Source organism: Halalkalirubrum salinum, assembly GCF_005543295.1.
In the GTDB taxonomy this organism is placed as follows: Archaea; Halobacteriota; Halobacteria; order Halobacteriales; family Haloferacaceae; genus Halalkalirubrum; species Halalkalirubrum salinum.
Map to the genome: position 1 here is coordinate 51,036 of NZ_SRSG01000015.1, position 20,857 is coordinate 71,892.

A 20,857-nucleotide genomic window follows, 5' to 3' on the forward strand; every position below is an offset into this window, starting at 1 on the left:
ATTCGTAATCGTCACAACAGTTTTTATCAAGTCCGTGAAACTAGGATGTATGGCTGACGAAATCGAAGATACCGAAGAGCTACCGTCGACCGCGGGCGAACTCGCCGACCAGTACCCAGAGGTCTGGGATGCCTATTCCGATCTCGGGAAAGCCTGCTCCGAGGCAGGCTCTATCGACGACGAGACCAAACGACTGGTCAAACTTGCGCTCGCGGCTGGCTCCGAGTCCGAGGGTGCGGTCCACTCCCATGTCCGGCGTGCCCTCGATGAGGGTACCGACCCCGAGACGCTCCGACATGTAGCGATCCTCTCGATTCCGACCCTCGGCTTCCCGAAGGCGATGGCGACGCTGACGTGGATCGACGACCTGATCGACGAGTAGCGGCCCTGACGACATCGGTTCGTATCGGCTCCTGATCGCCCGACTTTCATTATTCACATTCGTCCGCGAGCGATACGTGTCGATGTTCAGAATCTACTGACCAATGCCATCGCCCGTCTGCTCCGAAGACATTCACAAATGGGGGAATTCTCTTTTTCATCCAGATATGCATAAAGAACATATGACTACATAGCATATTTCTCAAAAATAGAGAACCAACACTCGATTTATATACTCAATCGTCGATCAGCTATTCAATGTCTGCCGGTGAGGGACCATCGAACGACGAAACATCGGCGTCGACAGGATCACGACAGCTGTACGTCGAGTTTGAACTCCGATCAGTTCCGTCGCTCGACTGTCCACTGGAGGAGTTCGAGGATGAAGTCACGTCGACGAGCCAGCAATTTACAGGTGAGACGTGTCACACCGACACCACCGTCGAAAGGGCCGACGACGGCAAGGATCCCCAACCGGAAGTCGTCCACACCAGAACCGACATACAGGACGACTGTCACTGTCCGGTGTTTCTCGATTTCGACTGTATTCCGGAGATTATCGCGACCGACGACGACCGGATCGTCGTCCGAACGTATCTCTCTAACAGGGAGTTGCTCACCGAATTAGTCGAGGATCTCAAGGCGGTAACTGAGACGCTCTCGCTCCGGCGTCTTATGCGCGTCGAGGCGGCCGAGGAGGGAGCGACCGAAACGACGACGCTGGATCTCTCGACGTTGACCGAACTCGAACAAGAGACGGCGATGCGGGCGGTCGGTGCTGGCTACTACCAGCGTCCCCGAGAAATCTCGCTGTCCGAGCTCGCAGCCGAGATGGAGTGTTCAGAATCGACACTCTCCCGACGGCTGAGTGCGGTCGAATCGAAACTCGCTCTCGGTGCGTTCGGGGACGCTAGAGACCGGACGTAGCCCAACCAGTAGCCGGGCGATTCAGCCGATCGACTGCCCCGGAGTATATAAAGACCTGTATTATTGTGGAATGGGGATATGGTGGAGAGTATTGTTGGAGTAGATAGAGGGTGATACCCATGTTCGAATCTCCAGCAGACATCGACGACGGTTGGAAACAGGGGGCGTTGCGGTTGCCCGCTGACGAACCGCCTGAACGCGGTTCGACACACCGATCCCACACGGAGGCAGGCCGATGAGCCAGTCGACCGGCCGCCGGGTCGAGAGCCTCAACGATATCCCGACCGGCAAACGGTTCGTCTCGTGGCTCGTGCTGATCGGGGCTGGCTTCCTCGTCGGCCTCTACGGAGCCTTCAGAGTCCTCACCGAGGGGACGATCGCTCTCGGGATCAGCAACCAGCTCCCATGGGGTATCCTGATTTCGACCTACGAGTTCTTCCTGCTGACGAGCGCCGGCATCATGGTCGGCATCGTCTCGCTGGCACTCGTCTTCGACGTCGGGCGGTTCGACCGCCTGCTCAAGCGGGGGTTGCTCCTCGCGCTGGCGACGCTTGCAGCAGGGCTGTTCACCATCGCCATCGGGCTCGGTCGACCCGAGCGCCCGATCATCCACGCGGTGATAAACGCGAACCCATCGTCGCCGATCTGGTGGGTCATCATGTTCGCTGGCACATTCGGAGCTGTCCTCGTGGCGTTGCTCGTGTTGGTCGAGACTGACTGGGTCGACTCCCCGTCGCTGACTAAACTCGTCGGCGTTGCCGGGCTCGGTGTCGGCCTCGCGGTGATGGTCGCCGCCGGGATGATCTTCGGGACGCTTCCGGCCCGACCCTACTACGGCGGCGCGCTTGCGCCGGTGTACTTCATCATCACCGGGATTCTCTCGGGAATCGCCGCGGTCGGTGCGGTCGTCATCGCCGAACACAAACTGACAGGCAGAGATATGAGTCCGGAGCTGTCGGCGCTCATGACCGACTACGTCGGCAAACTCGTCGGCGTCCTTGCGGGCGCAGGGCTGGTCATTGCCGCAATCAAGGCGATCTACGGGCTGACGTCGACGAGCGATTCGACGGCGATGGCCTACGAGCAGATGTTGCTGGGATCGTTCGCCCCCATCTACTGGGGACTCGGGATTCTGGTCGGGCTGGTCGTTCCCATCGCCCTGATGACTGCGAAGCGTACCCGAACACCGACCGGCGTGCTGGCGGCCTCTGCGGCCGCACTCGTCGGCCTGTTCGTGACCCGATACGAGTTCGTTGTCGGCGGCCAAGTCGTCGCGCTGACGGCCGACCCCGGCCACCAGTACCCGATCGTAAGCTACATTCCGTCGGGTGTCGAGATCGCACTGATCGTCTTCGCGCTCGCGTTGGCGGCGTTCATCTACACGGCCGGAACGCTGCTAATGCGACTCGACGAACCGCCGGCGGAGCCGACGGCCGACCACGGAGGATACACCCATGAGTAGCGACTCCCAAACACTCGACGACGAAATGCGCGCCGAACTCAGCGAGACCGACCTCCAGGAGGAGGGCGTCAACCTGAGTATGACCATCGACCTCCAGCGGTGTACGGGCTGTGCTGCCTGTAACATCGGTTGTGCCCAGGAGAACAACCTCCAGGAGGGGCATGCCTACTCCAGCCGCCTCATCGAGACCAGCGGCGAGTTCCCCAACGTCAGCTACGAGTACACGCCGACGCTCTGCAACCAGTGTGACGACGCGCCGTGTGCCTCGGGCTGTCCTACCTCGGCGCTCTACAAGGGCGAGGGCGGGATCACGATGCACGACCACGAACAGTGCATCGGCTGCAAGGCCTGCATGATGAACTGCCCGTACGACGAGATCCACATCAACAAGGAAGACCCCCACCCGCGGTGGGAGATCGAGGAGGCCGCCATCGAGAACGGCACCGCGACTCCAAAGGAGGTCAAAGAACGCGCGGGTGTCGAGGAGGACGCCCCGCCGTACTACAACCCCAACCGGGAGGTCGGCGAACACGAACACCCGACGCGGTATAAGGGTGTCGTCGAGAAGTGTAACTTCTGTGTCCACCGGCTCAACGAGGGCGAACTCCCCCGGTGTGTCGAGGAGTGTCCGTGTGAGGCACGGATCTTCGGCGACCTCAACGACCCCGACAGCAAGGTCAACGAGGTCCTCGGGAAGTACCACCCGGAGGTCCTCCAGGAAGACAAAGGAACCGAACCCAGCGTCAAATACGTGCGCGACTACAACGGCGGCGGCTACGAACAGGGCAAGGGCGAACCAGGACTGAGCGATTAGGACAATGAGCCAACACGATACTACATCCACGGACGACGACGGCGGGAGGTTCGGCTTCTCGTTCGGTCGCAGAGACTTCATGAAAGCAGGCGCGGTCGGTGCGGTGGCGGCGAGCCTCGGCACCGGCCTGAGTAGCCTCCAAGCAGCCGCACAGGCAGACGACTACCGCGACGCGCTGGTCGAACACACCGGCGAATGGCGGCCCAGCAACTGTGCTGGCTGTACCTCATGGTGTTCGGCCCAGATCCTGGTCGACGACAAGACCAACCGCGTGCTCCGAACCCGCGGCAACGAGGACTCAAAGGTCCACGGCAGCAACGACTGTCCGCGCCAGGATCTGGCGATCCAGCAGCTGTACGATCCCGACCGGGTCAAACAGCCAATGCGGCGGACCAACCCCGAGAAGGGCAAGGGCGTCGACCCCGAGTTCGAGCCGATCTCGTGGGAGGAAGCCATCGGCGAGATCGCCGATCGGATCATGGAACTCCGGGAAAACCAAGAGACCGAGAAGTTCATGCTCACCCGTGGGCGCTACACCTACCTCCGGCCGATTATCTACAACGATCTGCCGAAGATCATCGGCTCGCCGAACAACATTTCGCACAGTGCGATCTGTGCGGAAGCCGAGAAGTTCGGCCCGATGTACACCGAAGGCGAATGGAGCTACCGCCAGTACGACGTGACCGAGACCAACTACGTCATCGCGTGGGGGGCCGACCCCATCTCGACGAACCGACAGGTCTCACACTACTCGAACTCCTTTGGTGATCTACTGGACAGCGCGACGGTCGCGGTCGTCGAACCACGGCTCTCCTCTACGGCGACGAAATCCGACGAGTGGCTCCCGGTCAAGCCCGGATACGACGGCGCGCTCGCCTCGGCGATGGCCCACGTCCTGCTTCGGGACGGCCTGTGGAACCGCGAGTTCGTCGGCGACTTCGCCGACGGCGAGAACCGCTTCGTCCCCGGCGAGCAGGTCGACCCCTCGACGTTCGAGGACTCGGTTAACAGCCAGGGAGTCGTCACCTGGTGGAACGAAGAACTGTATGACAAAGATCCCGAGTGGGCCGCCGAACGCGCAGGCGTTCCGGCCGAACAGATCGAACGCGTGGCGACCGGCTTCGGCAAGGCCGGGCCACAGGCGATCTCGTGGCTCGGCGGCGGCCCGGTGATGCAGGTCCGTGGCAGCCCCGCCTCGATGGCGATCCACGCGCTCAACGGACTGGTCGGCTCGGTCGGCAACCGCGGCGGCACGCTGTACGCCCCGGGGACGGCGACCGAGGGCCTCCCGGCTCCCGACGACTACATCGACGACGTCGCCAAGGGCGGCCTGTACGTCGACGAGGCTAACGAAGTCCCGCGGGAGAAGATGGACCAGCGCGGCCGCCTGGAGTTCCCGGCACTGAAGAAGGGGAAATCGGGTGGCGGCGTCGTCACCAACAACGCGGCCGACGGTATCCTCCAGGAGGACCCCAACGAGGTCAAGGTGCTGCTGTCGTACTGGAACAACTTCGCGTTCTCGAACCCCGAGAGCCAGCGCTGGGAGGAGGCACTGGCGAAGATCCCGTTCCACGCGACGATCGAGACCCACGCCAGTGAGACGGCGTGGTTCTCGGATATCATCCTCCCGGCGACCCACCACCAGTTCGAACGCTGGGGCCAGCTACAGAGCACCGGGCAGGGCTACCGGACGATCAACCTGATGACGCCCGTGATGGCCGACAACCCTGACGATCCGCGGGATGTCCTCGAAAACGGTCGGCTCTGGGACACCAAGAGTTCGGAGACTGAGGTACCGTACCTCATCGCCGAAGCCCTCGCCGAGCGCGGCTTCGACAACATGCTCCGGTTCTTCGAAACCGAGTTCCCGGATCCGGAGACCGGCGAGACGGTCCGCGAGGAGTTCCCCGGCGACGACTTCGAGAGCCGTGAACTCCGCGCCCAGGCGTTCGCCCGCAACGCGGCCAAGATCAGAACCCAGCCGATCTGGGACTCCGACTACCGCAACGGCGACTACGACTGGCCCGGCGGCGAGGAGTTCGACAGCTGGGTCGAGTTCCGCGAGCGGGGCATCTGGCACACCGACAAATGGGACTACCGACACCGCTGGCCATCGGAGGGCGGCGAGTTCGGCACCGACTCGGGCGTCTTCGAGTTCGACGGCGAGACGCTCCAGAACGCACTCCAGCGTCACGCCGACAGACACGACACGGACATCAACACGGTCCTGGAGGTGTGTAACTACCAGGGACGGGTCGACGACTCCGAGGCACCGAACGCCTTCGTTCCCCACTACGAGGAGCCCTACAACATGGGCGACCCCGAGGAGTACCCACTAAAGTTCGTCGACCACAAATCGCGGCTCGGCCGCGAGGGACGGGCGCACAACACGACGTGGGTCTACGAGTTCAACGACGTCAACCCTGGCGACGAGCCCGACATGGAAGTCGCCAAGATCAACCCCAAAGACGCCGCGGAACTCGGCATCGAGAACGGCGACGACATCGTGATCAAATCGCCAGCGGGCGAAAACGAGACCACGGCCAAACTCTGGGAGGGAGTCCGGCCCGGCACGGTCGCCAAAACGTGGGGCCAGGGCCACTGGGCCTACGGAACCGAAGCCTCCGAGGAGTTCGGTGAGGAACCCCGCGGGAGCCACAACAACCGCATCATCGGCGCGGAGTACGACCGACTCAGCGGGAGTTCGGTCTACTACGGCAACGTCCAGGTCAAGATCGAAAAGCGGTGACAGACTCTCGCTGAACTGACAGTGAACCACACGCACGGTCGACACCGACACGCCGTGTCGGCTCCGTCGGCCCGATTTCTGCGCAACCTCTAACCTATGAGCACACGGAACACCACCATGAACGAGACGGACGGAGCCGACGACCAGTATGCCCCGGAACGCCGCCGGGCACGGACCTACCAGCTGCTGGCGGCGTGTTTCGGCGAGCCCAGCGACGACCTGCACGACCGGCTGGCCGAGGAGTCCCCCGAGACGGTCGCAGTCGACGTGTCGGGACTCGACGCGGCGATGACCGACCGCAAGTCGCTACGGTTGGATCACGCCCGGCTGTTCGTCGGCCCCTTCGAGCTGGAAGCACCGCCCTACGAGTCAGTATATGTCGACGCCGAAGACCGCGTGATGACCGATGCCACCGAGGCCGTCGAAGCCGAGTACCGACGGGTGGGCGTCGATATGAACCTCAGCGAACCAGCTGACCACATCATTCCGGAACTCGAATTCGTCTACCTGCTCGTTGCGACCGAGATCGAGGCCCTCGAAGGCGAGGAGTTCGAGGCCGCGGTCCATCTGCTCGAACGCCAGTACGAGTTCCTCAAAGCCCATCTCGGCCGGTGGATCTCGGAGATCGCCGATAATATGCGAGCAAACGCCGACACCGAGTTCTACCGGCTGCTGGGCGAAGAACTCCAGACGTTCGTCGAGGGCGACGGCCAGCGACTGGCCGACCGGCTGAACGCACTGGAGGAGGGCGACGAGTTGATACCGGTGCTGAACGGAGAGGAACCACAATGACTGTCGACGAAACACAGATCCGCGAACGGCTCCGGGAGGTAGACGACCCGGTGCTCGGCGAGGATATCGTCTCGCTGAACCTGGTCGACGACATACTAATCAAAGACGGGACGGCCAAGATCGCCGTGGCGTTCAACGCGCCGTATTCCACCGATGAAAAGACGATGGCCGACCGGATCCGAGAAGAGATCGAGGAGTTGGGGCTGGAACCCGACGTTCGGATCAGCCTCTCGTGGGAGGACCCCGACAGTCCCCTCCCGAAGGTTCGAAACGTCGTCCCGATCGCCTCCGGGAAGGGCGGGGTCGGAAAGACGACCGTGGCGACGAACCTCGCCAACGCGCTGGCGGAGACCGGCGCGCGCGTCGGCCTGCTCGATGCCGACATCTACGGGCCGAACGTCCCGCCGATGATGGGGATCGAAGCCAAACCCGGCCTCACCGAGGACAACCTGATCATCCCGCCCGAAGCCGACGGGATCAAGATCATGAGCATGGCCTTCCTCGCCGACGACGATACCGACCCCGCCATGCTCCGGGGGCCGATGGTCGATAAACTCCTCTCGGAGCTGATCGAGGAAACCCAGTGGGGCGAACTCGACTATCTGTTGGTCGACCTCCCGCCGGGAACGGGCGACGAACAGCTCACCCTCCTGCAGAGCGTTCCCGTTACGGGTGCGGTCGTCGTCACGACGCCCGAGGACATCGCGCTGTCCGATGTCCGAAAGGGGATTCGGATGTTCCACGACCGCGGGACGCCGGTGCTCGGCATCGTCGAGAATATGAGTTCCTTTACGTGTCCGAACTCCGGGGACGTCTACGACATCTTCGGCAGCGGCGGCGGCCAAAAGGTCGCCGACGAGTACGACCTCCCGCTGTTGGCCGAGATCCCGATCGATCCGGAGATCCGTTCGGGCGGCGACAGCGACAAGCCCGTGACTGTCCTCCAAGGGCTGGCTGCGGCCGACCACTTCTACGACCTCCGGGACGCGGTCGCCAACCGGATCGGCGCGGTCAACCGCGCGATCAAGGGCGAACTTCCGGCCGACGCGCCGAACTCGCCGCTGGTGTTCTCGCCGGAGCACCAAGAACAGATCACACAGCAGGCCGACGAGGCTGCGGGCGACGACGACAGCCTGATCTGACTGGCGCGTCGGCTCATCTCGGTAGCTGTTAAAAAACTGCTGAAGCCATCGACCCGGCCGATCAGGACCAGTCGATAATCCGGATCTCTTCGCCGTCGACTGAGTCCGGAAGGTTGGCGATCCGCTCGCGGGCCTCGTCGACCAGTGCGGCCGCCGAACGGAACCGGGCGTCCCGCCGGTCGGAGACCTCGCTTCCCTCCTCAAACCGGCCGCTCGTTGCGTTTCGGACCCGTTTCCAGCGGCCTGCCTCGGTTTCGACGAGGAGATAGTAGGCTCCGGCGGCCGAAAGCGAGTCGGCGACGGCCTCGAAGCTATTCATGTGGTCGATCTCGGCTTCGGGTGGCTCGCCGACTTCCTCCTTGGTGTCGATCACGAACGGAATGAGGTCGGCAGTGATACTTGTGACCGCCGTCCCGAGTGCCATGTCGGCGGCCGCCTCGTCGGGGAAGGCGTCGTCGTCGACACACTCGACGACCGTCGGAGTGTCATCGACCAACAGCCCGCCGAAGACGAAGCGTGCTTCCTCGACCAGCGATTCGACGTCCGGAGAATCCGAACCGGAGGACGTGTTTCCCATGCAAACAGGGTTGGAGCGTCATCATAACTGTGTTTCTATTACTAATCAGGACGGATCTGGTGCTGGGTCATCTATTTAAGTATTGGACCGAACCGTCTAGTATGACCGAGGACCAGTCGACTGCCCGCTCGACAAGCTCGGTAACGCCCCATCGTCTGTACGCCGAGTTCGAGATCACGCCCTCGGAATCAATCGACTGCCCGCTCGACGAGCTTAACGGCGAGATAACCGACATCAACCAGCAGTTCGTCGGCAATGACTGCCATACGGATACGACCGTCACCAACTCGCCTGCAACGGTCGACGGCTCCGAAACGACCGACACCGATGTCCCTGCGACGACCGATACCCCTGAGCAGGGTGTCGTCCACTCCAAACAGCAGTTCGGATCGATGTGCCACTGTCCGGTGTTTCTCGAACACGACTGTATCCCACAGACGACCGTGTTCAACGACGACCATCTGATCGTCGAGACGTATCTTCCCGACCGTGAGCGACTCAGCGAGCTGATCGAGGCGTTAAAAGACGTGACTGCAGGAGTATCGCTCCGTCGACTCAGCCGAATCGACGACATCGAAGGCGAGCAGTCGACCACTGTCACGCTCGAACTGTACGATCTGACACCCAAACAGCGCGAGGCGGCGACCAAAGCGGTCGCGGCTGGCTACTATCAGACGCCGCGTGAGACGACCATTGGCGAGCTCGCAGACGAACTCGACATCTCGAAGTCCGCGATGTCCCAGCGACTGAACGCGGTCGAATCCAAACTCGCGCTGGCGGCGTTCCGATAATCGGGTCCTGTCGACGCGATGTTGCGGCGCAGTCGACCGACTCACAATCGTCTCGAGGGACTCGCCTCGCAGCGAGCATTTAAAAAGCTGAATTGTTGAGCCGTAGGTCAATGGACGACGAGCGAGACTAGGGTGTATACCGGAACGGACACGAGGAGGTCTACCGATGAACACACAGTACACATACGAAATCGAGTTCGACGTGATGGGTGCCTGCCGGGAGCGCTACGACCGGTGGGTGTCCGAGGGGAGCCTCAAATGGGTGAGCCATCCCACGATCGCCGCCTTCGAAGTCCAGTACAACACCAACAGGCTGTCGCCGGAAGTCAAGTTCCTCTTCGGGTTTTCCTCGATCGAAGATTGGACGGCGTTTATAACGAGCGAGATACACGAGGCTGCCAAAGAAACGCTTCGCGGCGTCACCACGCGGCTTGAGGGGACGCTCTGGGAACAGGGTGGCATCAAGCTCGAGAAACCCGACTCACAGGAGTATAATACCTCCCTCCCGTCGTCGGCACCCGTACGCGAAGAACTCTCCTAACGTGTCTCGAGGTCTCTTCTCGATGTGGCAGCAGTCGAGTATATTCCGTCCCAACCGGATTCCTTCTCAGTGAGAATGGACACGGTATATCATATCGATAGTGACCATCACCACGGTATGGACGGCCACAGGCCGTCGAACGGAGCGCACCATGGACCGCTACACACTCGTGATCCTCGCCGCGAACGCCACGATACTGTTCGGCAGTGGAACGGTCGCCTTGCTGGCCCGCCGGGCATTCAGACGGAGCCGGATCGCCGCGCTCAGAACGGTCGCAGTCGGATTCGCCTGTCTCGGCGTCGGTGCCGCAACCGGTGGCTATCTGTATCTCATCGCCGGGAGCCTCTACAGATAAGCAAGGCGAGTGCCTCGGGGCTTGACCCCGAGGGTGAAGCCGACACGAATGTTTAATTAACCACGTTTCGTACAGTAGAGTACAGTCAGAGAACCCAAAAAACGGGTTAAAGACCTTAATCCAACGCTGACTGAGCAAACTTATCGAAATGTGGTACCTCTCAACACCCACGTCTTTGGCGTGGTGAGACGGGTATTATCGGGTCGTGGTGGAGCGACCGACCCTCACGGACACACCGAGTGTTCGGGTGTTAATTCCAACCGACTCATTTCGGGAAGGTCGAGGGGAATTAAATTCGCCTGCGGGCGCGGTGCAGAACCCTAAACGGTGAAGCCTCGGGGCTTGTCCCCGAGGTACTTCACATCGGCGTTGTCGCCCAGAGCACCGCCACGGCAGTCGGCGTGCTGGTCGTCGTCTACTCGCTGTATCAGACGTCGACCGACGAGATCGTTTCGTCGCCGGTCGACTCGTAGTCAGCAGCCGACTCACAGTCAGGGCCAGCGTCTGTGACAATCCGCGAAACGCAACCTGAATCAGTTACACGGGTATCCGAAAGTAATCACCGCAGCGCGACCTATGACAGTACAAATGGTTACGAGCTGGACGAACGGATCGCTCTCCCGGCGTCGGGCGCTCTGTGCGGTCGGCGCATCGGCGCTCGGCGGTCTTGCTGGCTGTCTCGCCGCCGGGAGCGGGGGTTCGGTCGACGTACTGTCGGCCGGGAGTCTCGCCCGAACCGTCGAGGACCACGTCGGCCCAGCGTTCGAGGCCGACACCGGAATCGACATCCACGGCGAGTATTACGGCACGAACGCAGTCATGCGGATGGTGACCGATCGAACCAAACACCCCGACGTGATCGTCAGCGCCGACGCAACACTCCTCCAGGACCGGCTGTATCCCGAGTTCGCCGATTGGGATATCGCGTTCGCCGCCAACAGCCTCGGGATCGGCTACAGTCCCGAGACCGAGTTCGGGCGGCGGCTCGACGGCGGCGAGCCGTGGTACGACCTCGCCCGCGAAACCGACGACGGCGATCTCGCCATCAGCGATCCGGAGCTCGATCCGCTGGGGTATCGGGCCATCCAGGCGTTCGAACTCGCCGAACGCGAACACGACCTCGCTGGCTTTCGGGACGCCATGGTCGACCGAGTCTACCGGGAGCCAGAGGAACCCCAGCTCATGGCGGGCGTCGAAACCGGCTCCCGAGTCGGAGCAGTCACCTACCGTAACATGGCCGTCGACCACGACCTCTCGTTCGCCGAATTTTCCAACCCCTACAGTTTCGCCGATCCGGCGCTTCGGGACCACTACGCGAGCGTCAGCTACACCTTCGACGACGACGAGACCATCGAGGGGCGACCGATCCTCTACAATCTCACAGTCAACACCAACGCCGACAACCCCGAGGCGGGCCACCGGCTCGTCCAGTATATCGTCGACAATCCTGGATTGCTCCAAGAAGCCGGGTTGACCGTCGGCGAGGATTTGCCCTCGACGACCGGCGAGGTGCCGGAGGCGATCTCGCTGTGAGCCTCGCCCGCGGTTGGATCGGCGGCCAGCACCGCCGCCCCGAGTTGCTCGTACCCGCGCTGCTCGGCGGTCTCTTACTGTTGTACTTCGCGCTGCCGTTCGTCACGTTCCTCGCCCGTGTCGGCTCGACACCGATCCTTGAGCAACTGTCGACGCCGGGCGCACAGGGGGCGATCCGCCACTCGCTCGTGACCGCACCGGTGTCGACGGCTATTGCGACGGGGTTCGGCGTTCCGCTGGCCTACGTGTTGGCCCGGCGGTCGTTTCCCGGCAAACGGCTCGTCGAGGCGCTGGTCGTGTTGCCGCTGGTCGTTCCACCCGTCGTCGGTGGGGCGATGCTGCTGACCGCCGTCGGGCGGTTCACGCCGCTGGGGTCGGCTGCCGCGGCAGTCGGGCTTCCACTGACCGGGAGCCTGATCGGGGTCGTCCTCGCCCAGACGTTCGTCGCCGCGCCGTTCGTGATTATCACTGCTCGCGCGGGGTTCGGGGCGATCGACGAACGGCTCGAACAGGCCTCCCGCTCGCTCGGTTACGGGCCGCTATCGACGTTTCGGAACGTCTCGCTGCCGCTGGCTCGCGGCTCGATCATCGCAGGGATTATTCTTACCTTCGCGCGGGCGATGGGGGAGTTCGGTGCGACGATGATGGTCGCCTACAACCCCCGAACGATCCCGACTCAGATCTGGGTCAACTTCATCGGCGGCGGGATCGATGCCATCCTCCCGCTGGCACTGGCCCTGTTCGGGCTGACGCTACTGGTCGTTGCGGCCCTCCAGCGTGTCGGTCGACTGCCGACGGTGGTCGAGCGATGACGCTCGATGTCGAAAGCCTCAGCCACCAGTACGGCACCGAACGGGCACTCAACGACGTGTCGTTCGGCCTCGAATCCGGGGAGTTAGTCGCGCTCGTTGGCCCAAGCGGCTGCGGGAAGACGACGCTCGTCCAGGCGATCGCCGGCCACATCTCCCCGACCAGCGGGCGGGTCCGGCTTCGTGGCGAGGACGTGACCGATCAGCCGCCGGAGGCTCGGAGGGTCGGTCTCGTCTTTCAGCAGTCGACGCTTTACCCCCACATGACCGTCGGCGAAAACGTCGCCTACGGGCTCACAGCAGGGGATATTGACCCGGACGAGCGAGAGGCGATCGTCGCGGAGTATCTGGATCTGGTCGACCTTGCCGACCAACGCGAGGCGTATCCGGGCGAACTCAGCGGCGGCCAGGGGCGGCGGGTCGAACTCGCGCGGGCGTTGGCTCCACAGCCGGACGTGCTGTTGCTCGACGAACCCTTGTCGGCGCTCGATCGGTCGCTGCGGCTCGGACTCCGCGAGGAGATCGCCCGGATCCAGCGCGAGACCGGCGTGACGACCCTGTTTGTCACCCACGACCAAGAAGAAGCAATGAGTCTTGCCGACCGGCTGGTCGTGATGAACGAGGGGTCGGTTGCGGCGGTCGGTCAGCCGCGCGAGCTCTACGAGTCGCCGCCGACACCCTTCGTCGCCTCGTTTCTCGGCCGGTCGACCGGGCTGACGGCGACCGTCGTTGACAGTGATCCGCTCCGAATCGTGATCGGCGAACACGAAATACCGATCCAGGACACACTACAGACGCCCCCGGCGGGGACGACGCTTCGCGGTCATCTCCGTCCGCAGTCGCTGTCTATCGGCTCGCCCCGCGAGGGGGAGTTCGGTCTCTCGGGGACGGTGCGCCGGGTCCGCGATCTCGGTCGGCGCTACGACGTGACCGTTCGGACAGAGACCGGCACGGAACTACTCGTCGAACAGCACGCGCGACCGCCTGCGGTCGACGAGTCGGTGACGGTTGCAGTCCCGAAATCGGCACTCCAACTGTTCGATCAAACGGACGACACAGTGGGCCGGTAGGGGGTCAGTGTGATCGGCGCGAGTCCAGGAGCTACTCGTCGAGGACCTCGGCGATGTCGAGCAGTTGGAGCACGGCCGTATCGCCGATCCGGTAGTAGGTCCACTTGCCCTGGCGGCGTTTCCTGACGATTCCGGCATCTTTGAGCTCTCGGAGGTGGCTTGCGACGGTCGACTGTGGCGCATCGAGAACGACCTGCAGCTCACAGGCACACATTTCGCCGTCACGGAGGGCATCCAGGATGCGGACTCTGTGTTCGTTCGCCAACGCTTTAAAAACCGTCAGCTGGGCGTCGACCTGTTCGTCATCTGCGCCGAGTTCGAACAGCGAGGTCAGCCGGTCGTCGGGGTTCTCGTAGAGGCGTTCGAGAGTCTGGCGTGTCGATTCCGGTACGGTGTCAGTCATGATAGGGATCTGGTGTCGACAGCGAGTCGACGCTCGAATCGATATTGTTCGGTTCGGGTCAAAAGGGTTCGGCTACGGTGAACAGCGAGGGTCGAATGTGGCCTTAGAGGACGACGTTGAACAGCAGGCCGATCAGGAGGATTCCGGTGGCCAGCGTCCCCGCGTAGGCCGCGATCAGCTCCTTGTGCATGACCTTCTTGAGGATCATGAACTGCGGGAGCGAGAGCGCGGCGACCGACATCATAAACGCGAGGCCGGTCCCGATCGGCAGCCCTTTGCCGATCAGCGACTCGACGACCGGGATCACACCGAGGATATCGGTGTACATCGGCACGCCGACTACGACCGCGCCGAAGACGCCCCACTGGCCCGAGAGGTAGGTCTCGACCAGCTGTTCGGGGAGGTAGCCGTGGATGAGCGCCCCGACACCGACGCCGATGATCACGTAGGGGATGATTTCGAGGATGATCTCTTTGGCCTCGACGTAGGCCTCTTCGAGCCGTTCGCGTCTGGTCGGTTCATCGAGGTCGACCCCCGAATCGCCGAACTCGAAGTCATCGACGTAGCGGTCGAAGCCCAATTTGTTGAGCGTGTAGCCGCTTGTCATCCCGATGGTAACGCCGCTGACCGCATACAGCGCGGTCAACTCAAGGCCCACGACACTCGGGAGGACGACCAGCGCGGCCTCGTTAATCATCGGCGAGACCGCCAGGAACGTGATCGTGATGCCGAAGGGGATGCCAGCGCCGACCATCCCAAGGAAGATCGGGATCGTCGAACACGAACAGAACGGCGAGACGATCCCCAACACCGCGGCCAGAAAGTAGCCGGTGAAGGCCGTCTTCCCGTCGAGGTAGTCCCGAATTTTCTCCGGCGGGAAGTACGTCCGGAGGTAGGTGACTCCGAAGATCACTGCAGTGAGGATCGCGAGAATCTTCAGCGTGTCGTACACGAAGAAGTGCGCCGCCGCTCTGAGAGCCCCCTCCAGCCCGAGTGCGTCGACGACATACGTCGCGAACTGGTCGAAGACCATCCCGGCTTACAGTCGCTCCGTGATGATCTCCTCGAGTTCGTCAGCCGCCGGGGTCGAACCGCTGAAGACCATCTCGTCGTCGATCTCGAAGCCTGGCGTCGACATAATCCCCTTGGCGGCCAGTTTCGTCATATCGGTATCTTTCGTTACATCGGCGTCGATGTCGTTGCGGTCGACGACCGCCTCGGTCGTCTCCTTGAGCTGTGTACAGTTACTGCACCCTGACGGGCCGTAAACGGTGATCTTCATCGGGTTCCTCCTATAGTGGCGAATTCGTCAGCAGCGGTCGTTCGTCGCTCCGTTCCGGTCGTCTCGACTGTCGTCTCCATCATACGTATCGATAAAATACGGTATGGGATAAATACGTTTCGAAGAAATTCGATTCGTACTGGCGAGCGGGAAGTCATCGTTTCACACTCGACGACGCAGTGTGATTGCAGAAAAACGGTACGATATCGTGTTTGAGCCGCCCATATGACAGTACACCCCGACTCTCGTGTGTTCGTTTCCAGTCTCTCCCAGCAGCTCTGTCGACAACATCTGTATCATATTATCGAGATATTTCGATTCAGTGCTGAGCAGGTCTGCCGAGAGTCGGCGAGCTCGGGGGCGTTGCGGATCGGTGTGCTGTAGTGGGCGATCGTGTCGTGCTGGCTATCCTCCAAGAGAGTCCACAATTACGCCCGGAAGTGTGACGAGGATCGTCGGGTCCGAACGCGGAGCTACGTTTAAATCCGTCCGCGGGCGACCGCAGGTATGAGCCGCCTTGTCGAACTCGACGGGACAGAACCGCGAATCCTCGATGAATCGGACCTCGACCCCGAAAAGGGCGATATCGCCGTCTGTCAGTGCGGGCTCTCGGCAGAGTTCCCCTTCTGTGACGGCTCCCACCGGGCGACACAGGACGAAGCCGACGGCGTCTGTTATCGATATCTCGCCGTCGAGGCTGACGACGACCGCCAGCGTCGACAGGTCGACCGCGTGCACTACGACGACGGAAACGACGATGCGGGCGAGAAAGAGATCGGCGAGACGTCCGACGGGGCCCAGTGACCGCCGTCTTCACTCGACGACGATCGCCCCTTTCATGCCGAGCGAGAGGTGGGGGTCACAGTAGTAGGCGTAGACGCCTGCTGTCTCGAACGTGCTCGAAAACGTGAACCCGGTGTCCACGATCGGATCATGGTCCTCCCACTCGGCGTCGCTCGCCGGGTCGACCTTGGAGTACGAGGTACGGGCCCGCCGCCGGATCGCTCGGTCTCTACGGGCTTCGGGAGGACGTGAACCACAGCCTCGCCAACGGGCGGCTCGTCTGTACCGTCGGGTTCCCTCAGGGAGCGACTGCCCACGGGAGCTGGCGGTACCACTCGGCAGTCGCTTCGAGCGCGTCGAGCGGGACGTACTCGTCGGCCTGATGGGCGGTGTCGCTGCCGACGGCGGCCTCAACGGCGTGGATCCCGGCGGCCCGTAGTTTCTTGACGTCGCCGCCACCGGTCGCACACCGCCGGAAGACGCGCTGATCGCCGACCTCCTGGCCGACTTCGACGACCCAGTCGACGAACGGTGCGGCGGGATCGGTGTAGCTGCCCTCCTGGATCGAGACGTCCGTAATCGAGACGTCGGGTTTCGCCCCGAGACAGGCGTCGATCCGCTCGAAGACCGCCCGTGTGGAGGCTCCCGGCGTGACACGAACGTCGACCTCGGCGGTCGCCGTGCCGGGGACGCTGTTGACAGTCGAGCCGCCTTCGAGCCGTCCAAGATTAACGGTCGGATAGGCGAAGGCCTCCTCGGAGGCAAGGGGGCTCCGGTCGCTGGCTGCGTAGTAGTCGATGGTCTCCTCGACGATGCGGTCGACCGTCTCCGGATAGCCGAGCCGACCGGTTGTTATCGACTCCCGACAGTCCGAGATCACCTCGTAGAGCCGGTCGACGGCGTTTTCGCCGCACATCGGACGGGAGCCGTGGGCGGCCTCGCCGCTGGCCTCAAGCGTCAACCAGATCCGACCCTTGTCGGCGACCGCCACCGAGTAGCGATCGGCGGTCGCAGTCGTCTCGCCGACGACGGCGGCGTCGGCACTGATCGCATCGGCCGCCAGGACGGCGTCGATACCGGCCTCGCCGCCGGTCTCCTCGTCGCTCACGAAGGCGAACTGGAGTGTGGTTGGCGGTCGTTCGTCGGCAGTAGCGAACCCCCGGAGCGTCTCGATCATCGCGGCGACCGTCCCCTTCATATCGGTCGCTCCCCGGCCATAGAGCCGGTCGTCGATGCGCTGGCCGAGCGGATCGTACTCCCATGCATCAGCCTCGTAGGGGACGGTGTCGACGTGGCCCTCGTACAGTAGCGTCCACTCGCTGTCGCCGGGAATCGTCGCTACGAGATTGGGTTTGCCGTCGACGGTCTCGATCCACTCGGTGTCGACGCCCCACTCCAGGATGACCCCTTCGAGCCACGCCAGTAGCTCGGCGGTCTCGCCGGGCGGGTTCTGCGTATCGAACGCCAGGAGATCGAGCGTCGACTCGGCGAGTCGCTCGCGGCGGGCAGTATCCGGGTGGGATGGGTGGCTCTGGGTCATGATCGGTGTCTCTGAGAGGGACGTCGACGGGGAAAACGGAGCGCGGTGTGACTACTTAGCAGCCGCCGCCAGCACCGCAGGCGCTACCGTAGTCGATGCCGATTTCGCGGCCGATGGCGTCGTTACACCGCATCAGCAGCGAGTTGAACTGGAAGCGGCTCTGTTCCTGCTGGGCGTTGCGAAGCTCTTCACCGAGTTCCTCGGCGGCCGCCAGGACTTCTTGCTCAGAAGAGCTCAACAGCACCCACCTCCCGTGGACTGGGCGAACTCCATGCCGAGCGGTTCGCTGATCACGTCGTTGGTCTCCTGGAGCAGCTCGACCAACTCCGTTTGGGCGGCCTTGTGCTGCTGGATGGTCTTGTTTTCGGACATTTCGTTCTGGATCTCCTGGAGGTCTTCCATCAGCGACTGATCGAAATTCATCTGCATCTGTCGCTGTTTCTGGCGGTACTCATTGAGCAGTTCCATGGCCTCGTCGTCGTTTTCGAGCTGCTGGTTCGCGGCCATGAACTGCTGGTAGGTTTCGCTGTCCTCGACGGCGTCAATAAACGCCTGGAGCTTCCCTTCGACGGCGTCTTCTGCGGATTGGGTTTCACTCATTGTTGTGGCACCTCTGCGGATTGGTTGTCGGTGAGTTCAGCCAGCCCGGTCACTGCGTCGCCGAACGCGCTGAGTTCGTCAAGGCCGATGGGTTCGTCCTGCCGGAGCGGCGCGAGCATCATCGGCGTCTCGAAGCGGTCCTGGATCTCGCCGAGATACTGCTGCTGTTGGGCCCGGCGGTTGGCGAAGAAGGCGTTGTCGCCGTACTCCTCGGGTAGCAGGTAGTTGGCGACGACGAAGGCGGTCTCGATGCCGACCTGGTCCTTCAGGTCCTCGGCCGCCCGATGGGCCTCCATCATCGGCGTGTACTCAGGGTACATGACGAAGGCGAACGAGCTTTTGTCGGGATTTTGCATCGTCTCGATCACCTTGTCGTACTGGTCGCCCTTGGCGGGAGCCGCACCCTTCGTCAGCGAGCCGAGATCCATAAAGCCCTTCCAGTCCGAGGGGAGCTCCAGGAGTCGGAGCGTGTGACCGGTCGGCGCGGTATCGAAGACGACGTAGTCGTAGCCATCCTCATCGAAGTAGCCCACGAACTTTTCGAGGGCGGCCATCTCTTCGGCACACGGCGATTCGAGTTCTTCCTCAACGTTGGCGATGGCCGCGTCGACGTCGATCTCGGTGTCGTCTTTGTCCTCGTACATCTCGGTGACGTGAGTGAGGACCTGCTCGCGGTACTCTTCGAGGGCTTTCTCTTGGTCGATGCGGGCTGCATCGAGATTTGCTTGGCTCACCGAGGTCGGCTCGTGGCCGACGGGTTCGCCGAAGATGTCTTCGAGGTGGGCTGCCGGGTCAGTCGTGACCACAAGCGTCTCGTAGCCCGCCTCGGCGAGTTTGGTCGCCGAGGTCGCGGCGATGGTACTCTTGCCGACGCCGCCCTTCCCAGTGAAAAAGAGATAGCGTGTCTCGCCGTCGACCGGCTGGAGTTTCTCGGCGACCGCGTCGGGATCGGTCAGCGAGTCGAAGTCGACCGCCTCGTCAGTGTCGACGTTGGTTGCCGACCCCACGTCGACAGTGGCCTCGTTGCCGTCGTAGAGGACACCGCCCACGTCAGCCAGCAGATCGAGACCGGCGATCTCGCCGGGCTGCAGCGGGTAGGTCGCCATCGCGTTGGCACCGAACTCGCGTTCGGCGCGTTCGATGACTGCCTGTTCGTCCTCTCGTTTTCCCTCGAAGAAGGGGTCCTCACAGACCGACTCGGGCAGATAGCCGTTGATAATCAGCAGTTGGGACTCGATCCCCAACTCGCCGAGATCCGATGCACTGCGGTTGATTTCGTCGATCGAGGAGTCCTCGGGTTTGCCAACGAAGGCAAACGAGGTCTTCTCGCTGTCCTGGAGCGTGTCGATGGCGCGCTCGTAGTCCTTCTTTCGTTCCTCCATCGAAGCGGCGGGGCCGATACAGGTCGAACCACCTTTTTCGAGTTCGGCCTTCCAGTCGGATGGCAGTTCCATCAGCCGGATGGTGTGGCCCGTCGGCGCAGTGTCGAAGACGACCACGTCATACTCCGGCGAGTCCATGAAGTCGACGAAGTTGTCGAACGCGGCGATCTCTTCGACACAGGGGCTGTTGAGCTGTTCTTCGACGGCGCTGATCTGCTCGTCGTCGAGCAGTTCGCGCATTGGCTCGATGGTTTCTTGGCGGTACTCGGCGGCGGCCTGATCCGGATCGATCTCGATGGCCGAGAGGTTCTCGATATTCTCGATTGCGGTTACGTCGTGACCGATCTCTTGGCCGAAGATATCCGAGAGGTTCGGCGCGGGGTCGGTCGTGACCAGCAGCGTGTTATAATCGTTGTTGGCGAGCCACGTCGCCGTTGCACAGCTGACGGTACTCTTGCCGACGCCGCCTTTCCCGCTGAAGAAGACGAACTCGGTGTCGTCGCCGCTCGGTTCTACAATGTCTCGTGCGTCAGTCGTTGGTTGCGTTGTTGCCATTTAGTGGGCCTCCTGTGGCTCAGTCTGTTTGTCGCGCAGTTCGGCTGCCAGCTCGTCGTAGGAGAGGTACTCCTCTTTGGCGACGATCTCGCCGTCGACAGTCGTAATCGGGAGGATCTCAGGGCCGTTCTCCTGGACGAGATCGTAGATCTCCTGGGTGTTGAGGAACTCGTCGATGTTGTGCTGCATATTCGCACGCGAGATCTCGGCCTCTTCGAATTCGTCTTCGAATTGGTCGAGTGCGGCGCTCACCTCGACGAGTTCGTCGTCGGGGTCGGGTCCACAGACACCTGTGGAACAACACATCGCTTCTTCGTAGAGTTTGATTTGGGTCATTGGTTTGGTTGATCAGTGGTCAAACGAGTCTCG

Annotated in this window: 24 protein-coding genes; 14 read left to right on the top strand and 10 right to left on the bottom strand. The window is 62.4% G+C overall.

Features of this window, described 5'->3' with window-relative positions:
* Window positions 1-49 precede the first annotated feature (49 nt).
* From E5K03_RS06440 to E5K03_RS06470, 7 genes are all read left to right on the top strand, one after another.
* Window positions 50-382 (top strand): carboxymuconolactone decarboxylase family protein, encoded by a 333-nt coding sequence (locus E5K03_RS06440; protein WP_138005526.1) that lies wholly within the window; start codon window positions 50-52, stop codon window positions 380-382.
* Between the two features lie 257 nt (window positions 383-639).
* On the top strand, window positions 640-1,308 hold the full coding sequence (locus E5K03_RS06445; protein ID WP_138005528.1) for a helix-turn-helix domain-containing protein: 669 nt from the start codon (window positions 640-642) through the stop codon (window positions 1,306-1,308).
* A 235-nt stretch (window positions 1,309-1,543) separates the two neighbouring features.
* Window positions 1,544-2,770 carry an NrfD/PsrC family molybdoenzyme membrane anchor subunit gene (gene nrfD / locus E5K03_RS06450; protein WP_138005530.1) on the top strand — a complete coding sequence of 409 codons (1,227 nt, stop codon included), beginning with the start codon at window positions 1,544-1,546 and terminating at the stop codon, window positions 2,768-2,770.
* Window positions 2,763-3,584: a 4Fe-4S dicluster domain-containing protein gene (locus E5K03_RS06455; protein WP_138005532.1), complete on the top strand. Its 822-nt coding sequence runs from the start codon at window positions 2,763-2,765 to the stop codon at window positions 3,582-3,584. Before nrfD ends, E5K03_RS06455 begins: the two co-directional genes overlap by 8 nt.
* Window positions 3,585-3,588: 4 nt before the next feature.
* Window positions 3,589-6,333 (top strand): molybdopterin-dependent oxidoreductase, encoded by a 2,745-nt coding sequence (locus tag E5K03_RS06460; protein ID WP_138005534.1) that lies wholly within the window; start codon window positions 3,589-3,591, stop codon window positions 6,331-6,333.
* Between the two features lie 117 nt (window positions 6,334-6,450).
* A complete protein-coding gene (locus E5K03_RS06465; RefSeq protein ID WP_171006616.1) occupies window positions 6,451-7,125 on the top strand; it encodes a TorD/DmsD family molecular chaperone in 675 nt (224 codons plus the stop codon).
* Entirely contained in the window at window positions 7,122-8,267 is a 1,146-nt protein-coding gene (locus tag E5K03_RS06470) for an Mrp/NBP35 family ATP-binding protein (RefSeq protein ID WP_138005538.1), read from the top strand. Before E5K03_RS06465 ends, E5K03_RS06470 begins: the two co-directional genes overlap by 4 nt.
* A 61-nt stretch (window positions 8,268-8,328) precedes the next feature.
* Here the strand turns inward: E5K03_RS06470 and E5K03_RS06475 are convergent, their stop codons facing one another.
* Window positions 8,329-8,844, bottom strand: coding sequence for a hypothetical protein (locus E5K03_RS06475; RefSeq protein WP_138005540.1), 516 nt, complete (start codon window positions 8,842-8,844; stop codon window positions 8,329-8,331).
* Window positions 8,845-8,945: 101 nt separating this feature from the next.
* Here E5K03_RS06475 and E5K03_RS06480 point away from each other — a divergent pair, with 101 nt between their 5' ends.
* The 6 genes from E5K03_RS06480 to E5K03_RS06505 all read left to right on the top strand — a co-directional run bounded on the left by E5K03_RS06480 (window position 8,946) and on the right by E5K03_RS06505 (window position 13,943).
* Window positions 8,946-9,635, top strand: coding sequence for a helix-turn-helix domain-containing protein (locus E5K03_RS06480; RefSeq protein ID WP_138005542.1), 690 nt, complete (start codon window positions 8,946-8,948; stop codon window positions 9,633-9,635).
* Window positions 9,636-9,801: 166 nt separating this feature from the next.
* Complete coding sequence (locus E5K03_RS06485; protein WP_138005544.1) at window positions 9,802-10,176, top strand: hypothetical protein; 375 nt, start codon at window positions 9,802-9,804, stop codon at window positions 10,174-10,176.
* Window positions 10,177-10,327: 151 nt separating this feature from the next.
* A complete protein-coding gene (locus tag E5K03_RS06490) occupies window positions 10,328-10,531 on the top strand; it encodes a DUF7521 family protein (RefSeq protein ID WP_138005546.1) in 204 nt (67 codons plus the stop codon).
* Window positions 10,532-11,107: 576 nt separating this feature from the next.
* Entirely contained in the window at window positions 11,108-12,064 is a 957-nt protein-coding gene (locus E5K03_RS06495) for an extracellular solute-binding protein (protein ID WP_240729963.1), read from the top strand.
* Complete coding sequence (locus tag E5K03_RS06500) at window positions 12,061-12,876, top strand: ABC transporter permease (RefSeq protein ID WP_138005548.1); 816 nt, start codon at window positions 12,061-12,063, stop codon at window positions 12,874-12,876. The genes E5K03_RS06495 and E5K03_RS06500 overlap by 4 nt, the downstream gene beginning before the upstream one ends.
* Window positions 12,873-13,943, top strand: coding sequence for an ABC transporter ATP-binding protein (locus tag E5K03_RS06505; protein ID WP_138005550.1), 1,071 nt, complete (start codon window positions 12,873-12,875; stop codon window positions 13,941-13,943). Before E5K03_RS06500 ends, E5K03_RS06505 begins: the two co-directional genes overlap by 4 nt.
* A gap of 31 nt (window positions 13,944-13,974) precedes the next feature.
* Here the strand turns inward: E5K03_RS06505 and E5K03_RS06510 are convergent, their stop codons facing one another.
* The 3 genes from E5K03_RS06510 to E5K03_RS06520 form a co-directional block, all read right to left on the bottom strand.
* On the bottom strand, window positions 13,975-14,346 hold the full coding sequence (locus E5K03_RS06510; RefSeq protein WP_138005552.1) for an ArsR/SmtB family transcription factor: 372 nt from the start codon (window positions 14,344-14,346) through the stop codon (window positions 13,975-13,977).
* A 103-nt stretch (window positions 14,347-14,449) separates the two neighbouring features.
* A complete protein-coding gene (locus E5K03_RS06515; protein ID WP_138005554.1) occupies window positions 14,450-15,379 on the bottom strand; it encodes a permease in 930 nt (309 codons plus the stop codon).
* 6 nt (window positions 15,380-15,385) lie between these two features.
* Window positions 15,386-15,628: a thioredoxin family protein gene (locus E5K03_RS06520; protein WP_138005557.1), complete on the bottom strand. Its 243-nt coding sequence runs from the start codon at window positions 15,626-15,628 to the stop codon at window positions 15,386-15,388.
* Between the two features lie 507 nt (window positions 15,629-16,135).
* Here E5K03_RS06520 and E5K03_RS06525 point away from each other — a divergent pair.
* Window positions 16,136-16,432: a CDGSH iron-sulfur domain-containing protein gene (locus tag E5K03_RS06525; protein ID WP_138005559.1), complete on the top strand. Its 297-nt coding sequence runs from the start codon at window positions 16,136-16,138 to the stop codon at window positions 16,430-16,432.
* 9 nt (window positions 16,433-16,441) lie between these two features.
* Here the strand turns inward: E5K03_RS06525 and E5K03_RS17680 are convergent, their stop codons facing one another.
* The 6 genes from E5K03_RS17680 to arsD are packed head-to-tail and all read right to left on the bottom strand — an operon-like array spanning window position 16,442 to window position 20,824.
* Complete coding sequence (locus E5K03_RS17680; protein WP_138005561.1) at window positions 16,442-16,825, bottom strand: plastocyanin/azurin family copper-binding protein; 384 nt, start codon at window positions 16,823-16,825, stop codon at window positions 16,442-16,444.
* On the bottom strand, window positions 16,710-17,951 hold the full coding sequence (locus E5K03_RS06535) for a M20 family metallopeptidase (protein ID WP_138005563.1): 1,242 nt from the start codon (window positions 17,949-17,951) through the stop codon (window positions 16,710-16,712). Before E5K03_RS06535 ends, E5K03_RS17680 begins: the two co-directional genes overlap by 116 nt.
* A gap of 55 nt (window positions 17,952-18,006) precedes the next feature.
* A complete protein-coding gene (gene hcsS / locus E5K03_RS06540) occupies window positions 18,007-18,195 on the bottom strand; it encodes a halo-CC-star protein HcsS (RefSeq protein ID WP_138005565.1) in 189 nt (62 codons plus the stop codon).
* Window positions 18,186-18,551: a halo-CC-star protein HcsL gene (gene hcsL, locus E5K03_RS06545; RefSeq protein WP_138005567.1), complete on the bottom strand. Its 366-nt coding sequence runs from the start codon at window positions 18,549-18,551 to the stop codon at window positions 18,186-18,188. Before hcsL ends, hcsS begins: the two co-directional genes overlap by 10 nt.
* Window positions 18,548-20,488: an arsenical pump-driving ATPase gene (gene arsA / locus E5K03_RS06550; protein WP_138005570.1), complete on the bottom strand. Its 1,941-nt coding sequence runs from the start codon at window positions 20,486-20,488 to the stop codon at window positions 18,548-18,550. Before arsA ends, hcsL begins: the two co-directional genes overlap by 4 nt.
* Window positions 20,489-20,824 carry an arsenite efflux transporter metallochaperone ArsD gene (gene arsD, locus E5K03_RS06555; protein WP_138005572.1) on the bottom strand — a complete coding sequence of 112 codons (336 nt, stop codon included), beginning with the start codon at window positions 20,822-20,824 and terminating at the stop codon, window positions 20,489-20,491. It abuts the gene before it with no gap.
* Between the last annotated feature and the right edge of the window lie 33 nt (window positions 20,825-20,857).

Excerpts from the sequence above, each read along its gene's own strand:
- E5K03_RS06475 (WP_138005540.1), bottom strand. The coding sequence starts at position 8,844 with ATGGGAAACACGTCCTCCGGTTCGGATTCTCCGGACGTCGAATCGCTG.
- nrfD (WP_138005530.1), top strand. The coding sequence starts at position 1,544 with ATGAGCCAGTCGACCGGCCGCCGGGTCGAGAGCCTCAACGATATCCCG.
- E5K03_RS06515 (WP_138005554.1), bottom strand. The coding sequence starts at position 15,379 with ATGGTCTTCGACCAGTTCGCGACGTATGTCGTCGACGCACTCGGGCTG.
- E5K03_RS06440 (WP_138005526.1), top strand. The coding sequence starts at position 50 with ATGGCTGACGAAATCGAAGATACCGAAGAGCTACCGTCGACCGCGGGC.
- E5K03_RS06510 (WP_138005552.1), bottom strand. The coding sequence starts at position 14,346 with ATGACTGACACCGTACCGGAATCGACACGCCAGACTCTCGAACGCCTC.
- E5K03_RS06535 (WP_138005563.1), bottom strand. The coding sequence starts at position 17,951 with ATGACCCAGAGCCACCCATCCCACCCGGATACTGCCCGCCGCGAGCGA.
- E5K03_RS06485 (WP_138005544.1), top strand. The coding sequence starts at position 9,802 with ATGAACACACAGTACACATACGAAATCGAGTTCGACGTGATGGGTGCC.
- E5K03_RS06455 (WP_138005532.1), top strand. The coding sequence starts at position 2,763 with ATGAGTAGCGACTCCCAAACACTCGACGACGAAATGCGCGCCGAACTC.
- E5K03_RS06465 (WP_171006616.1), top strand. The coding sequence starts at position 6,451 with ATGAACGAGACGGACGGAGCCGACGACCAGTATGCCCCGGAACGCCGC.
- E5K03_RS06460 (WP_138005534.1), top strand. The coding sequence starts at position 3,589 with ATGAGCCAACACGATACTACATCCACGGACGACGACGGCGGGAGGTTC.
- arsD (WP_138005572.1), bottom strand. The coding sequence starts at position 20,824 with ATGACCCAAATCAAACTCTACGAAGAAGCGATGTGTTGTTCCACAGGT.
- E5K03_RS06470 (WP_138005538.1), top strand. The coding sequence starts at position 7,122 with ATGACTGTCGACGAAACACAGATCCGCGAACGGCTCCGGGAGGTAGAC.
- hcsL (WP_138005567.1), bottom strand. The coding sequence starts at position 18,551 with ATGAGTGAAACCCAATCCGCAGAAGACGCCGTCGAAGGGAAGCTCCAG.
- E5K03_RS06495 (WP_240729963.1), top strand. The coding sequence starts at position 11,108 with ATGACAGTACAAATGGTTACGAGCTGGACGAACGGATCGCTCTCCCGG.
- E5K03_RS06480 (WP_138005542.1), top strand. The coding sequence starts at position 8,946 with ATGACCGAGGACCAGTCGACTGCCCGCTCGACAAGCTCGGTAACGCCC.
- arsA (WP_138005570.1), bottom strand. The coding sequence starts at position 20,488 with ATGGCAACAACGCAACCAACGACTGACGCACGAGACATTGTAGAACCG.
- E5K03_RS06445 (WP_138005528.1), top strand. The coding sequence starts at position 640 with ATGTCTGCCGGTGAGGGACCATCGAACGACGAAACATCGGCGTCGACA.
- E5K03_RS06505 (WP_138005550.1), top strand. The coding sequence starts at position 12,873 with ATGACGCTCGATGTCGAAAGCCTCAGCCACCAGTACGGCACCGAACGG.
- E5K03_RS06520 (WP_138005557.1), bottom strand. The coding sequence starts at position 15,628 with ATGAAGATCACCGTTTACGGCCCGTCAGGGTGCAGTAACTGTACACAG.
- E5K03_RS06525 (WP_138005559.1), top strand. The coding sequence starts at position 16,136 with ATGAGCCGCCTTGTCGAACTCGACGGGACAGAACCGCGAATCCTCGAT.
- E5K03_RS06490 (WP_138005546.1), top strand. The coding sequence starts at position 10,328 with ATGGACCGCTACACACTCGTGATCCTCGCCGCGAACGCCACGATACTG.